The organism is Paraburkholderia sp. BR10141 (assembly GCF_056155635.1).
The window spans coordinates 40,838-54,523 of record NZ_JBMIQH010000027.1 but is presented as its reverse complement, the minus strand read 5'-3'; the positions used below and the strand labels follow the sequence as shown (position 1 = coordinate 54,523).

The following is a 13,686-nucleotide window of genomic DNA, read 5'->3' as shown; positions in this document are numbered from 1 at the left end:
GAGCTGAAATTTCGTTTTTTTAGCGCCTCGACTCGCAGTATGTGTGGGGTACACTACCGGGCGACAAAATACAGAATTACAGCGGGGGGCTGCGATGGGCGAGACGGAAACATATTCCTGGCCCGGGAAAGCGTTGTTTCGTGCATTTCCGAAGGACCCAGAGAAGGAGCAGGCCGTACTGCGCATCACGCTCGGTTCCGTCGTCCTTCTCGCCTACCTCGTTGCCTGCTCGATCTATCGCTCGACCCACGTCTACGCAACGCTTCTGGCGGTCACCGCTTATGTGGCGTTCGGCGTCATATCGTATGTGGCAGTCACCGTCGCGCCAACGCGCTCGCCCGTGCGCCTCGCGCTCTTCACGTTCGCCGATCAGGCCATCGTCGCCGGCGCGCTGGCCGTGGGCGGAACGGCCGCACTGCCGCTCCTGTGGGTGGCCTTCTGGTTTCTGGTCGGCGCGGGCTGCCGCTATGGCCAGCGCATGCTGGGCCTTTCCTGTGTCGTGGCGCTCGGCGGCATCATGGGACTGATGCATTGGCAACCGTGGTGGCGCGACAACATCACGGCCGCACTCGGCATTGCGCTGAGCATCGTGGCGACGTCCGTCTATCTGGCTGTGCTCGTCTACCGGCTGGAACGCCAGGCGTCGACCGATCCGCTCACCGGGCTCTACAACCGCGTGCGGCTCGAACGGGCAATTAGGCGCACGCTCTTTACGCGTGCCGGCGAAGTCGATCGCACCGCCATGCTGCTCGTCGATCTCGACGGCTTCAAGGAAGTGAACGACTCCTTCGGGCACGCGGTGGGCGACGAACTGCTGCGCGGTTTCGCCGCGGCCCTGGTGCGCCGCATGCGGCGCGGCGATACGCTCGCGAGGCTGGGCGGCGACGAGTTCGTGGTGCTGGCGCGCCACGTCTACGACAAGAACGACGCGCTCACCGTCGCCAACAGCATCCACGCCATTCTCGCCAACATGCGCACCGTGGCCGGCTATCCGGTGACTGTGTCGTGCAGTATCGGCGTGTGCCTGCTCACGCAAGGCAGCGGCAGCCGCTCGCTCGATGCGCGAACCTTGATGCGCGCCGTCGACAGCGCCATGTACCGGGCCAAGTCGCGCGGCATGGGCAAGACCGAGTTCGTCGATACGGTCGGCGTCGCACCCGGCATGATTTGACCCCACTGGATGCCTTCACGTTCGGGAAATCGCAGGCTGGCGCCACGGTCATGCCCGGATTGTTCTTCTGGCGGAAACAGTGAATTCGGCTATTAGGTATTTACCCTAGTGCCCGACCCTCCTACACTGACTTCACCGCTGCTTACAACCCTGTAGGCAGTTCAAGAAGAAAGTAAATCTGGAGGTTAGTCATGAAATCGCTCGTCCAAGCCGTCGTTATCGCTGCCGCCCTCGCCGCTCCCGTTGCCGTGTTCGCCCAGTCGAACCAGCCCGTGACCCGCGCGCAAGTCCGTGCAGACATGGTCCAGGTCGAAAAGGCCGGCTTCAATCCGGCACGTTCGAACCCCAATGAATATCCGGCGAACGTTCAGGCTGCCGAAGCTCGCGTCGCTGCGCAAAACAGCGCCGTGGGCGGCGTGAACAACGGTTCGTCGCAAGCTGGTCAGGCAGCGCAGTAAGCTGCCCCGCTGAAAAGCCGCGCTTTGTAGTCGTTGCCTTCTGGCCCGCCATCGCAGTGTGTTGCGATGGCGGGCCAGTTGTATTTCTGGCGTTCGCAATGCTTCGCGTCGCGCCTTGTTAAGCCTGGATGCGCAACACGACCTCTTCGTCGCCCGTCGGCAACTGCACTCGCACGCCCAGTTCTCCGGCTTGCGACTTCAACCCTCCGACATCGCGCAGTTCGGGCCATTGCCGCAGCGTCAGCGGTAGCGGTCCCTTCACGCCTTCGTAGCGCACGTTCAGCGTGTCGCCGCGCCGCGTCACACTCACGTGGGTCACGCGCGCGCCGCGCTCGTCGCGCAGCGTCGCGGCCGCACTCGCGCCATCGGCCAGTTCGAACAGGTGCAGTTCGCTGCGCGATGCGTAGTCGTAATCGGGCCGCTGGTCCTCGGTGCCGAACGCGAGCAGCGTATTCGGCCGCACGTAGACCGGCAGGCTCAGAAACCCGTGCCGCTCGCGCACCCACCTGCCGCCCTCGACCTGCCGGCCCGTGAGCAGATGCGTCCAGCGTCCTGCGGGCAGCCAGAAGTCCACGTCGCCCGCGGCATTGAACACCGGCGCCACCAGCAGCGATTCGCCGAGCAGATACTGGCGGTCCAGATGCTCGCAGGCCGGGTCGCCGGGAAACTCCAGCAGCATGGCGCGTAGCATCGGCGTACCGTGATCGACCGCCTGCTGCGCGGCGTCGAACAGGTACGGCATGAGGCGCGACTTCCATTCGGTGAAATGGCGCACCACGTCCACGGCTTCGTCGTCGAACAGCCATGGAACGCGATACGACTTGCTGCCGTGCAGGCGGCTGTGGCTCGACAGCAGCCCGAATGCGCACCAGCGCTTGTAGACGTCGGCGGGCGCGGTGTGCTCGAATCCGCCGATGTCGTGGCTCCAGAAACCGAAGCCGCTCAGGCCCAGCGAGAGGCCGCCACGCAACGTCTCGGCCATCGACTCGTAGGTCGCGCTGCAGTCGCCGCCCCAATGCACGGGCAACTGCTGGCTGCCCACGGTGCCGGAGCGCGCGAACACCACCGCTTCGCCCTCGCCGCGCACGTCGCGCAGCACGTCGAACACCACCTTGTTGTAGAGGTAGCTGTAGTAGTTGTGCATCTTCTGCGGATCGGAGCCGTCGTGGTAGACCACGTCGGTGGGAATGCGCTCGCCGAAATCCGTCTTGAAGCAGTCCACGCCCATTTCCAGCAAACGCCGCAAATGGCCCGCGTACCACTGTGCCGCAGCGGGATTCGTGAAGTCGACGATGCCCTGACCGGGCTGCCAGCGGTCCCACTGCCACACGTCGCCGTTGGGCTTGCGCAGGAGGTAGCCTTTCGCCATGCCTTCGGCAAAGAGTGGCGAAGGTTGCGCGATATACGGATTGATCCACACGCAGATCTTCAGCCCGCGCGCCTTGAGCCGCGCGAGCATGCCCTGCGGATCGGGAAAGGTCTCGCGGTTCCACTCGAAGTCGCACCAGTGGAAGGCCTTCATCCAGAAGCAGTCGAAGTGAAACACGTGCAGCGGGATGCCGCGCTGTGCCATGCCGTCGATGAAGTGATTCACCGTGGCTTCGTCGTAACTGGTGGTGAACGACGTGGTGAGCCACAGGCCGAACGACCACGCGGGCGGCAGCGCCGGGCGTCCGGTCAACTGCGTGAAGCGCTCCAGCACGGCTTTGGGCGTCGGGCCGTCGATCACGTAGTATTCGAGCCGCTCGCCCGCCACGCTGAACTGCACCTTCGCCACCTTCTCGCTGGCCACCTCGAACGACACGTTTTCCGGATGATTCACGAGCACGCCGTAGCCGCGGTTGGTCAGATAGAACGGCACGTTCTTGTACGCCTGCTCGGTGCCCGTGCCGCCGTCGCGGTTCCAGCTTTCGACCACCTGCCCGTTCTTCACGAACGCGGTAAAGCGCTCGCCGAGCCCATAGACGTTCTCGCCAACGCCCAGATCGAGCCGCTCGAACATGAACGCGGCGCCCTGCTGGTTGGCGTCGTGGACCTGGCCGCTCGCGCGAAAGCCGCTGCCCGTGATACGCTCGCCGTCGCGCAGGAAATCCACCGACCAGTCGCCCGACTTGACGACGCGCACGGTCAGCGAGCCGCTCGTGAGACTCGCCTCGGTCCCGGTGTTGTGCGTGACGACTTCCGTGTTCGTGCGCTGGAGCGTGAAATGCGGGCCGCGGTCGAGCGCGCCGGCAAAATGCTCGACGCGCACCCCGATCACGCCGCTTTGCGGCGAAAAGAAGCGCCACGTGAAGAGGCCCGTGTCGAGCTGCCGTTCGCGGTTCGACACGTCGCGGGGCGCCACATGCACGAGCAGTTCGTCGCCGACGATCTCCACGCTGTGCGGCGACGCCGAGTACGAGACGTTCAGGCCGTCCCGGATCAACCAGTTGCCATCGCTGATTTTCATTTAGATGTACTCATAGCTCATTGAACAGCCAATCCGTCTCCACCTGCGGTGCGTCTAGAGCGCCCGCTCGGTCTTCCTGTCGAACACGTGGATATGTTCGCCCGCCATGTCGAGTCCGATCGCCTCGCCGCTGCGCATGGCGCACGCGCCGGCTTGCGCGATCATCACGGGCGCCGCGACGCCGTCGAGCTTCACCGCGATGAAGTTCATGGAGCCCGTAGTCTCCACAGTGTCGATCACGCCGCGCAGACCATGCGCCTCGCGGTGCAACCGCAGATGCTCGGGACGCAGGCCGATCCAGACCTCGGCGCCCGCCGGCAGCGCGCGACCCAGGTCGAGCGTCTGCAGGCCTCCGCCTTGCGTGCCGCCGAACTGCACGCTGCGCCCGTCCGGCCCGATCACGGCTTCGATGAAGTTCATCGACGGCGAGCCGATGAAACCCGCGACAAAGCGGTTGGCCGGCCGGTGATAGAGCGTGAGCGGCGCGCCCTGCTGCTCGACTTCGCCTGCGCGCATCACGACCACGTGATCGGCCATCGTCATCGCCTCGATCTGGTCGTGCGTGACGTACACCGAAGTCGCCGAGAGTCGCTGATGCAGCTTGCGGATTTCCGTGCGCATATGCACGCGCAGGGCGGCGTCGAGATTCGAGAGCGGTTCGTCGAACAGGAAAACCTTCGGATTGCGTACGATGGCGCGGCCCATCGCCACGCGCTGACGCTGGCCGCCCGACAGCTGGCGCGGCATGCGCGCGAGCAGATGATCGAGACCCAGCGTACGCGCCACGCCGTCGACGCTTTCGCGAATGACCTTCGGCGCAGCGCGGCGCAGCCGCAGCGAGTACGACATGTTCTTTTCGATGTTCATGTGCGGATAGAGCGCGTAACTCTGAAACACCATCGCCACGTCGCGCTTGCGCGGCGGTACGTCGTTGACGACCTGGCCGTCGATGCGCAGCGTGCCGCCCGTGATCGGTTCGAGTCCGGCAATGGTGCGCAGCAAGGTGGACTTGCCGCATCCCGACGGGCCGACCAATGCAACGAAACACCCTTCGGGCACGCTGATATCGATGTCCTTCAATACCTGCACGGCTCCGTAGCTCTTGCTCAGGCGCTCGATCTGTATGCGATCCACAGCGATTCTCCGTATGCGTTACTTGAGCGCGCCGGCCGTCAGCCCGGCGACGATCTTGCGTTGCAGCAGCATGAACGCCACGAGGATGGGCGTAACGAAAATGGCCGAGTAGGTCATGATGCCAATCCAGTCGACCTTGGTCGCGCCGACGAATGCCGAGAGGCCCACCGTGGCGGTCTGATACTGGTCGTCGAGAATCAGCGAGCGGGCGTAGACGTACTCGCCGAACGATTGCAGGAACACGAGGATCGCCGAAACGAGAATACCGTTCACCGCGAGCGGCAGGATCACGCCGAAAAACGCGCGCGCCGGCGTTGCGCCATCCACGAGCGCCGCGTCGCGCAGTTCGCGCGGCACCTGCACGAAACTCGGGCGGCACAGCACGACATAGAACGGCAGCGTCTTGGTGATCTGCGCAAGCACCACGGCGAGGCGCGGCGTGTCGAGCAGCCCGAGCATCTTGAACGCCGTGAAGATCGGCGTGACCATGAGGCTCGACGGCAGCGCCTGCAGCACCAGCACCGCGAAGATCGCGAGACTGGTCCAGCGGTTCTGCACGAACGCGAGCGCGTAAGCCGCGCCGGTGCCGACGAACACGGTCACCGCCACCGTGCCGCATGCGGTCACGAACGAGTTCCACAGGAAGTTGCCCATGCCGCTGCTGCTGAACACCTGCCACAGGTGCGATTGCAGATGCTGCGGCCAGAACGTGGGCGGATACTGGAACATCTCGCTCGCGCTCTTGAATGCGGTGATGTACATCCAGTAGAGCGGGAACAGATAAACCGCCGTGACGCACAGCGCGATGACGAACAGTACGTAGCGCTTCGTCCCAGTTGAGCGCCTCATCTCAGACCATCCTTTCGTTGCGCGTGGAGCGCACGTAGATCACCGCGACGATCAGCACGAGCACCAGCATGACCGTGGCCACCGCCGAGCCCGCCGACACCTCGAAAGTCTGCAGGGAAAGCTGCCACGACCAGTACTGCGCGACCAGCGACGAATTGGCCGGGCCGCCTTGCGTGAGCGCCGCGATCAGGTCGAACTGCTGCATCGTGAGAATCGCGCCCAGCGCGATCACGGCGCCGAGCGTGGCCTTCATCATCGGCAGCGTGATGCCGATGAAACGCTGCAGCGCATTTGCGCCATCGAGTTCGGCCGCTTCGTAGAGGTCGGCCGGAATGGCCGCGAGCCCGACCGAAAGCAGCAGCATGTTGAACGGCACGCCAAGCCACACGTTCGCGGCGATCACTGCATAGAGCGACCAGTGCGGATCGGAGAGCCAGAAGATCTTCTCCTGCAGGATGTGCGTCTGCATCAGCACATGATTGAGCACGCCATAATCGCCTGCGAAAATCAGCTTCCAGATCACGCCGACCACGAGACCCGGCATGATCCAGCCCGCGAGAAACAGGCCGCGCATGAGGCTCGCGAACGGAAAGTCCTGCGCGAACAGCAGCGCCAGCAGAAAACCGATCACCACCTGGAAAACGAGCGAGAGCCCGACGAACAGCACCGTGTTCACGATCACCTGGCGCATCTCGGGGCGACTGAACACATCGCGATAGTTCGCGAGCCCGACGAACGGCCGCAACAGCGTGGCGGGCGCCATCAGATCGACCTGCTGAAACGACAGGACGATGTTGTAGATCAACGGCAGCCCCGCAAACACCAGCAGATACAGCAGTGCGAACACCGCCAGCGAGATCTCGAAGGCATGGGCGCGCGGCAAGCGGCGCAGGAATCCCGCGACCGGGTCGCGCGAAGCACGGCGCAAAAGTGTGTTCATGGCGTTCTTCGCTCAAAGGCGGGACGGCGCCCGACGAACCGGAGTTCCCCGGGCAACAACCTCGATGCCATACTTCGGTCTGCTTACCTGGCTGCGGCCTGGACAGTCTGCGCGTCGGCCGCCATGGCCTGTTGCGGCGTGGCCTGATGCGTCAGCACGGACTGGATCGCGTCGGAAATCGACTTCGAAATTTTCGGCCAGTTCGGGTTCGGACCGCGCGGACGCGCGTACTGCATCTGCTCGTTGAAGACCTTGTACGCCTGCGGCCACTTCGGGTCCGGCGTCACGGTGTCCTTCGACGGCGGCAGCATGCCGAATTCGTTCCAGTCGCGGCCGCGCTGCGCATACATGTACTCGAGGAACTGGAAGGCCACGTCCGGGTTCTTCGCGCCGCGCAGGATCGCGTGATTCTGCTCACCGAGCGCCGAGGCGCGCGGGCCGCCCGCCTTCTCGACCGGCAGGAGCGCCACGCCCCACTTGAACTTCGCGCCCTTTTCCACGGCGCCCAGCTCCCACGGCCCGTCGACGTCCATCGCGGCATTGCCGTTGATGAAGGTGGCCGCCGCCTCCGACTGGCTATGCGTGAGCGTGTCCGGCGACGCGACCTTGCTGTCGAGCAGCTTCTGCCAGAAGGCGGCCGCGCGCACGGCGCCCGGGTCGCTCATGCGGTCCCAGTCCGCGCCCGCAGCCTGCACGAACGGCAGGAACTGGAACACGCCCTCCTCCGTGTTGATGGCGGAAAACGCGAGGCCGTACACGCCCTTCTTTGCGTCCGTGAGCTTTTGTGCGTCCGTATAGAGTTCATCCCAGGTCTGCGGCGCGTGCTCGGGATCGAGCCCGGCCGCCTTGAACATGTCCTTGTTGTAGTACAGCGCGAGCGTGTTCGTGCCGCGCGGAATCGCATAGACCTTGCCGTTCCAGGTGGCGTTTTTGAGCGGTCCGGGGAAGATCTGCTTCGCGTCGATGACCTTCGACTTCGCGAGGTACGGGTCGAGATCGAGCAGCGCGTTCTTCGAAGCGAACATCGCCGTGTTCGGGTTGTCGATCGGCACGACGTCCGGCATGTTGCCGGACATCACGGCGCGCATGGTTTCGTCGTTGAGCGCCGCAAAGCCCACCTTGCGGATCTGCACATGGACATCGGGATGCAGCTTGCCGAATTCCTGCGCCATCTTCGCGGTGTAGTCGTCGGGCTCGTCCACGGCCCAGACCGAGAGCGTCGCGGCATGCAGCGACGCGCAGGAAAGCGAGAATGCCAAACCAATGGCCGCGGATGCGGCAAGTAGCTTCTTCATGCTGTCTCCGTTTTCGCGCGTTGGGAATCGCGCTTTCTTCCAGGCTCTTTTCTGGGGCCAGGCGGGGCCCGTGCCGCTGCAACCGCATTTTCCGGAAACGTTTCCGGAAACAGGCAAATAGTTGCTTCTGCAGATAGCGCTGTCAAGCTGCCTGCGAAAATCACAATGCCGATTCGCGGAAACCGCAATGCCGATGGCGGCGGGCGCGGACTAGCGTTGCGCGGCCTCGGACGTCACCGTGTCGTCGTCGCGCTCGCGCAGCGTCAGCGGCCACAGCAACGGCTCGCGCGCGGCGCGGTAGGTGTCGCCAAGGTCGGGGAACTGCGCGAGCAGCGCCTGCGCGAGGCGCTGTCCCAGCCCATAGGCGTCGAGCGTGAAACCGGAGAGGCGCGGCGCGAGGTACTCCGACACTTCGCCCGCCAGCACGCCGCCCGAAATCGCCAGATCGCGGCCCGGCGCCCGGCCCGTTTCGTGCAGCTTGCGATACGCGCCGATCGCCATGCAGTCGCTCTGGAACATGAGCGCATCGGGCGGCACGCCCAGCTTGAGCAGCGCCTCGGTCGCGAGATAGCCGCCGCGCTCGGAGAGTTCATTGCGCTGCACGAACCCTTCGGGCACCGGCAGCCCGTGCTTCTTCATCGCCTTCTTCCAGGCTTGCAGGTAGATATGCGCCTGCATCGCATCGCCACCGGGAATGGCGAGCGCAATACGGCGATGCCCTTGCGCGACGAGCCGCTCGACACCCTCCCTGGCGGCCGCCTCGAAGTCGAGATCGACCCATGCGTGCTTTCCGCCCGACTCGCTGCGGCCCAGCGCCACGAACGGGAAATGGCGGCTCGCGACGTAGTCGAGCCGTTCGTCGTGCCGCCGCGTGCCCGCGAGAATCACGCCGTCCACGTGACGGCGATCGACGATGCGCCGCAGCCGCGCGAACTCGTCGTCCCACGACTCGCTCGAGTACATGACGAGGTCCATGCCGTGGCGCGACAGGACCGACTGCAGGCCGTCCGCCAGCTTCATGAAAATGCCGAGCGTGTAGGTCTCTTCCTCGCGCCGCACCGGCAGCATCAGCCCGACGATGTCGAGCCTGCCCCGGCGCAGGCTCGCGGCCGACTTGCTTGGCGCGTAGCCATGCTCGAGCGCGGCGGCGCGCACACGTTCGCGCGTTTCGGCGCTCACCTCGTCGCTGTCGTTCAAGGCGCGCGACACGGTCGAAACAGACAGTTTCAGTACTTTGGCGAGTTCCCGAATACCCATGCGCTGGTTGAATGATGTTGGAATGTGTGCGGGCTCGCGGAGCCCGCACGGTGCGAAACATCATAACCGTAAGTTCGCGAAGGGCCGATGGAATCGGAAAAGCATAAAAAGCCAGCGGACGTTCCTCACGTCCGCTGGCTGAGCGCCAGGCAAGGCCTGAAACTTTGCCTCTACTGCGTCGAGAACACCGATATCCCGCCATTCGGGAATGCCGCCGACCCGGGTTGGTACGGCACGAACACCTCACCGAGGCCGCTGTCGATGCCTACCGAGTGCGCGCCTGTCCCCACCGCCACGGTGTAAATGAGCTTGCGCGTCGCACCGTCGATCACACCCATGGTCGGGGTAAAGCCCGAAGACGCCGCGGTGCCGCTCGTGACGTAGTGGCGCGCAGGCAGGAAGTAGCGATTCGACGCGGGATCATAAGCCACCTGGTCCACGCCGCCGAACGGCACCGACGCGAGCTGCGTACCCGTATTGCGATCGAGGATCAGCGTAATGAGCGGATCGCCCGCAGAAGGATCGCAACCAATCAGCACGTCGCTGTTGGGACCGAGCGCAATGCCAGAGGGGCCGCATTTGCCGAGCGCAAACGCCTTGCTCACCGCAGGCGCGCCCGACGTGACCGAACTCGCGGTGATCACGTCGAGTTCGCCGTCGGGGTTGGCGGTGGTGCCGTCGTTGTTGATGAGAAAGCTCTTCGAGGCCGGATCGTACACGCAGGCTTCCAGGCCTGAAGAGCCGTTGAATACCAGTTTGTTGACGACAGCTTGCGTCGTGGTCGAAATGAAGGTCACGTAGGGCGGCGTGTCGCCGGGGCTCGCAAACATGACGAGATGGTCATCGGGATCGTAGCAGCCTTCATCGACGCGCGAGCCCGACGTGCTGATGGGGATCGTCTTGACCGTTTGCATCGCGGACGTGTCGACGATCTTCACGCTATCGACGTCCCCTACGTACAGCGTATTCGTTCCCGTCACGCCCACGATGCCGTCAGGTCCGGACGCATCGGTGCTCGCGCCCGCACCGGTGAAGTTGCCCGGAATCTGCGCGAGCAGCGCCTTCGTTTTGCTATCGACGACATCGACGGACTTGTTGTTGCGATCGGCCAGATAGTACCGGCCCGCTTCGACATAGCCGATATCGAAACTGAACGCCGGGCTCGTCGTATTGGGCACGACAATGTTCGAGAGCAGTTTGGGCGCGGACGGCGTGGCCGCGGCCGACGCCGGGTTGGAACTCGAGGAGTCCGAGCCTCCGCAACCGGCAACGGCCACCGTCGCCGCGAGTAGAAAGGCCAATAAGGGTTTATTCATCAGTCGGCTCCTTTGAGCAGCAGAACAGTTGGATCAACACGCGAATGCTTCACGGAATCTGCGGGAGCGCCATGAATCGTCATCGCACCGCGGCTCACGTCATCCATTTTCTTGAAGCGGCCGAACTGCGGGCTTCGATATGGACGTAAGGATGCGCAAGGAGCGGTAATAATGCACAGCAAAGAAATTGATCGTTTCTATTTAAAAGCGGCTATGAATGTATGGCTAAAGAAACTTCTCGACGAATAGAATCAACGCGCACAGTAAGTTTCGATTCATTGCTTTACTTCTGGAATGAAACTCAGAATTGATCAGATCGAGGAAATCATTTCGGCGTGCTGCGCCGCGCCATTTCCTGCACCTGCAGTGCCACGATGGCCTTGAAGCGCGCAGTTCAGCTTGTCGTTGAGATTTTGATGCGAGGGCACATCGAAATACGGGGTTTGACGCAGGTGCGGGTTGAGCCGCGCGAACGGCGCGCGCATGTAAGATTCGGTTGTGAAGTCGAAAGCGACATTGGCGGTCGTTCGAATGTTGATCCGCCAGAAATGCAATAGAGGCCAGGGAAAAGCCTGACCTCCGTTTGATTCACCAGGAATATAAGCGCGCGGGAATCAGAAGTTCAAAGCGGCACATCCTCGATCAAACGCGCTTTCAACGCGCGGATGCGCTGATCGACGAAATAGCCGCCGCCTTCCGTATAACGAAGATAAAGGCGTCCGCACAGCGTGCATTTCCACACGCCGCAACGGTTATACGGAAAGTACCGGGGCGCGATCGGCGCATTCTCCGACCAGTAGCCCGTCTCTCCCGGCAGATGTTCGGCGAAGGTCGCTTCGGCTTCGTCCGCGCCAACGAGCGTGCCGATCTGATCCAGTTGCCGCTCGTCGAGCGAGAGCGGCTGCGATTGCCAGCCATCCAGCGGCGTTTTCGTGCAGGTGCAAGGCGGCGCGTCGGTTTGCTCCGCGTGTTCGGCGAGTTCGCGCAGCGCGGCAGCGTCAAGGTATCGGGTCATGGAACAAGAGTGGATCTGCGGTTGAGCGAGGGAGCACGGGCTCCAGCGCGCATCTTAACGCCTGATGCCGCCTGGGTTCATCAGGCGCCGCTTCTCATGCGCTCGATGTGCGGCATCACCCATGCGCGGTCGAAGCGCCCTTCGGCGATCGCCTGCAAGGCGGCGGCCTCCTTCTCGCCCTGCCGGCGCGCGCCCGCAATGACGGCCTCCACATCAGCGGGCGCGATGGCGAGCAAGCCGTCCTCGTCGCCCACGATGATGTCGCCGGGATTGACGACCATCCGGCCGATGGTCACCGGCACGTTGATTTCGCCCGGACCGTTCTTGTAGGGCCCGCGATGCGTCACGCCGCGCGCATACACCGGGAAGTCGCGCTGGCGAATGGCGCCGACGTCGCGGATCGCCCCGTCGATCACGAGCCCCTGCACGCCGAGACTTTCCGCGTAGCTCGACATGATGTCGCCCATCAGGGCCTGGGTCAGCTCGCCCGCGCCGTCGATCACAAGCACGTCGCCCGGCCTGCAGAAGTCGAAGGCGCGATGGATGGCGAGATTGTCGCCGGGACGCGTGCGCACCGTCACGGCCGTGCCCGCCATCGGCCTGGGCCTGTGGAACGGCTGCAAGCCGAGAATGCCGCTCGAGCGCGCCATGTTGTCGCTCAGGAGCGACACCTGCAGTTCGCGCAACGCGGCGAGCGTCGCTGCGCTGGCCTGCGGGGCAGACTCGTGTTCGCGCCAGCCAATCTGGTTCATTTCGTGATTCCTTCGAGTGCGGTTTGTTGTTCGATCTGCGCGGAAAGACGGCTGTACACCGCACGCGCGTTGCCTTCGTAAATGCGTTGCCGGTCGGCCTCGCTGAGCCATTCGATCGCGTCGATGTAGCGGCGCGTGTCGTCGTAGTAGTGGCCGGTTTCCGGGTCGATGCCCTGCACCGCGCCGATCGTCTCCGAGGCGAACAGGATGTTCTCCACCGGAATCACCTTGGCGAGCAGGTCGGAGCCCGGCTGGTGATAAACGCAGGTATCGAAGAACACGTTCTTGAGCAGGTAGTCCTTCAGGAGCGGCCGCTTCATGTCCTGCGCCAGGCCGCGATAGCGACCCCAGTGATACGGAACCGCGCCGCCGCCATGCGGGATGATGAAGCGCAAGGTCGGGAAGTCGGCGAACAGGTCGCCCTGCAGCAGCTGCATGAATACCGAGGTGTCGCCGTTGAGGTAATGTGCGCCCGTCGCATGAAAGTTAGGATTGCACGACGACGAAACGTGGATCATCGCCGGCACGTCGAGCTCCACCATGGCCTCGTAAAGCGGATACCACGAGCGGTCCGTGACGGGCGGCCCCGACCAGTGCCCGCCCGAGGGGTCCGGGTTGAGGTTGCAGCCGACGAACCCCAGTTCCTCCACGCACCGGCGCAGCTCGGGAATGCAGTTTTCCGGCGTCACGCCCGGCGCTTGAGGCAACTGGCAAACACCCACGAAATGCTGCGGGAACAGCGCGCACACGCGATGCACGAGATCGTTGCATTCGGCCGACCACAGCGCATTCGCCGCTGCGCCCGCCTGGTGGTGGCCCATGCCCGCGGCGCGCGGGGAGAATATCGTCAGGTCCGTGCCACGCTCGCGCTGAATGCGGCGCTGGCCGTTTTCGATGCTTTCGCGAATCTCGTCGTCGCTGATCGACGGGCGCGGCGGCACTGGCGTGCCGTCCTTGAGCGCGGCGATCTGCTTGGCGCGCCAGGCTTCGTGCTGCGGAGGCGAGGTCGTGTAGTGACCGTGGCAATCAATGATCATGTAGCAATTCCAT

Annotated in this window: 13 protein-coding genes; 2 read left to right on the top strand and 11 right to left on the bottom strand. The window is 63.9% G+C overall.

Going from position 1 to position 13,686, the window contains the following annotated elements; genetic code table 11:
• The first annotated feature begins 133 nt into the window (after positions 1–133).
• Entirely contained in the window at positions 134–1,171 is a 1,038-nt protein-coding gene (locus ACOJB8_RS29870) for a diguanylate cyclase domain-containing protein (protein WP_475015842.1), read from the top strand.
• A gap of 191 nt (positions 1,172–1,362) precedes the next feature.
• Positions 1,363–1,629, top strand: a complete 267-nt coding sequence (locus ACOJB8_RS29865; protein WP_069265932.1) for a DUF4148 domain-containing protein — start codon at positions 1,363–1,365, stop codon at positions 1,627–1,629.
• 118 nt (positions 1,630–1,747) lie between these two features.
• On the opposite strand, the gene yicI is transcribed toward ACOJB8_RS29865, so the two are convergent.
• From yicI to ACOJB8_RS29810, 11 genes are all read right to left on the bottom strand, one after another.
• Positions 1,748–4,078: an alpha-xylosidase gene (gene yicI / locus ACOJB8_RS29860; protein WP_368700566.1), complete on the bottom strand. Its 2,331-nt coding sequence runs from the start codon at positions 4,076–4,078 to the stop codon at positions 1,748–1,750.
• Between the two features lie 54 nt (positions 4,079–4,132).
• A complete protein-coding gene (locus ACOJB8_RS29855; protein WP_475015840.1) occupies positions 4,133–5,212 on the bottom strand; it encodes an ABC transporter ATP-binding protein in 1,080 nt (359 codons plus the stop codon).
• A gap of 18 nt (positions 5,213–5,230) precedes the next feature.
• Positions 5,231–6,061, bottom strand: coding sequence for a carbohydrate ABC transporter permease (locus ACOJB8_RS29850; protein ID WP_475015838.1), 831 nt, complete (start codon positions 6,059–6,061; stop codon positions 5,231–5,233).
• Between the two features lies 1 nt (position 6,062).
• Positions 6,063–7,001, bottom strand: coding sequence for a carbohydrate ABC transporter permease (locus tag ACOJB8_RS29845; RefSeq protein ID WP_475015836.1), 939 nt, complete (start codon positions 6,999–7,001; stop codon positions 6,063–6,065).
• An 83-nt stretch (positions 7,002–7,084) separates the two neighbouring features.
• Entirely contained in the window at positions 7,085–8,296 is a 1,212-nt protein-coding gene (locus ACOJB8_RS29840) for an ABC transporter substrate-binding protein (protein ID WP_475015834.1), read from the bottom strand.
• 210 nt (positions 8,297–8,506) lie between these two features.
• Positions 8,507–9,553 (bottom strand): substrate-binding domain-containing protein, encoded by a 1,047-nt coding sequence (locus ACOJB8_RS29835; RefSeq protein ID WP_342922063.1) that lies wholly within the window; start codon positions 9,551–9,553, stop codon positions 8,507–8,509.
• A gap of 170 nt (positions 9,554–9,723) precedes the next feature.
• The gene (locus ACOJB8_RS29830) at positions 9,724–10,869 is read right to left on the bottom strand and encodes a hypothetical protein (RefSeq protein WP_475015832.1); all 1,146 of its coding nucleotides are present in this window, start codon (positions 10,867–10,869) and stop codon (positions 9,724–9,726) included.
• Positions 10,870–11,180: 311 nt separating this feature from the next.
• Positions 11,181–11,354, bottom strand: coding sequence for a hypothetical protein (locus ACOJB8_RS29825; protein ID WP_475015830.1), 174 nt, complete (start codon positions 11,352–11,354; stop codon positions 11,181–11,183).
• Between the two features lie 137 nt (positions 11,355–11,491).
• Positions 11,492–11,884 (bottom strand): hypothetical protein, encoded by a 393-nt coding sequence (locus ACOJB8_RS29820; protein WP_475015828.1) that lies wholly within the window; start codon positions 11,882–11,884, stop codon positions 11,492–11,494.
• An 80-nt stretch (positions 11,885–11,964) separates the two neighbouring features.
• Positions 11,965–12,636 (bottom strand): RraA family protein, encoded by a 672-nt coding sequence (locus ACOJB8_RS29815; protein ID WP_368700573.1) that lies wholly within the window; start codon positions 12,634–12,636, stop codon positions 11,965–11,967.
• Complete coding sequence (locus ACOJB8_RS29810; protein ID WP_475015826.1) at positions 12,633–13,673, bottom strand: amidohydrolase family protein; 1,041 nt, start codon at positions 13,671–13,673, stop codon at positions 12,633–12,635. The genes ACOJB8_RS29815 and ACOJB8_RS29810 overlap by 4 nt, the downstream gene beginning before the upstream one ends.
• Positions 13,674–13,686: the final 13 nt, after the last annotated feature.

What these genes read in the sequence shown, in the direction of transcription:
- ACOJB8_RS29865 (WP_069265932.1), top strand. Translation starts at nt 1,363, where the DNA reads ATGAAATCGCTCGTCCAAGCCGTCGTTATCGCTGCCGCCCTCGCCGCT.
- yicI (WP_368700566.1), bottom strand. Translation starts at nt 4,078, where the DNA reads ATGAAAATCAGCGATGGCAACTGGTTGATCCGGGACGGCCTGAACGTC.
- ACOJB8_RS29850 (WP_475015838.1), bottom strand. Translation starts at nt 6,061, where the DNA reads ATGAGGCGCTCAACTGGGACGAAGCGCTACGTACTGTTCGTCATCGCG.
- ACOJB8_RS29845 (WP_475015836.1), bottom strand. Translation starts at nt 7,001, where the DNA reads ATGAACACACTTTTGCGCCGTGCTTCGCGCGACCCGGTCGCGGGATTC.
- ACOJB8_RS29840 (WP_475015834.1), bottom strand. Translation starts at nt 8,296, where the DNA reads ATGAAGAAGCTACTTGCCGCATCCGCGGCCATTGGTTTGGCATTCTCG.
- ACOJB8_RS29835 (WP_342922063.1), bottom strand. Translation starts at nt 9,553, where the DNA reads ATGGGTATTCGGGAACTCGCCAAAGTACTGAAACTGTCTGTTTCGACC.
- ACOJB8_RS29830 (WP_475015832.1), bottom strand. Translation starts at nt 10,869, where the DNA reads ATGAATAAACCCTTATTGGCCTTTCTACTCGCGGCGACGGTGGCCGTT.
- ACOJB8_RS29825 (WP_475015830.1), bottom strand. Translation starts at nt 11,354, where the DNA reads ATGCGCGCGCCGTTCGCGCGGCTCAACCCGCACCTGCGTCAAACCCCG.
- ACOJB8_RS29820 (WP_475015828.1), bottom strand. Translation starts at nt 11,884, where the DNA reads ATGACCCGATACCTTGACGCTGCCGCGCTGCGCGAACTCGCCGAACAC.
- ACOJB8_RS29815 (WP_368700573.1), bottom strand. Translation starts at nt 12,636, where the DNA reads ATGAACCAGATTGGCTGGCGCGAACACGAGTCTGCCCCGCAGGCCAGC.
- ACOJB8_RS29810 (WP_475015826.1), bottom strand. Translation starts at nt 13,673, where the DNA reads ATGATCATTGATTGCCACGGTCACTACACGACCTCGCCTCCGCAGCAC.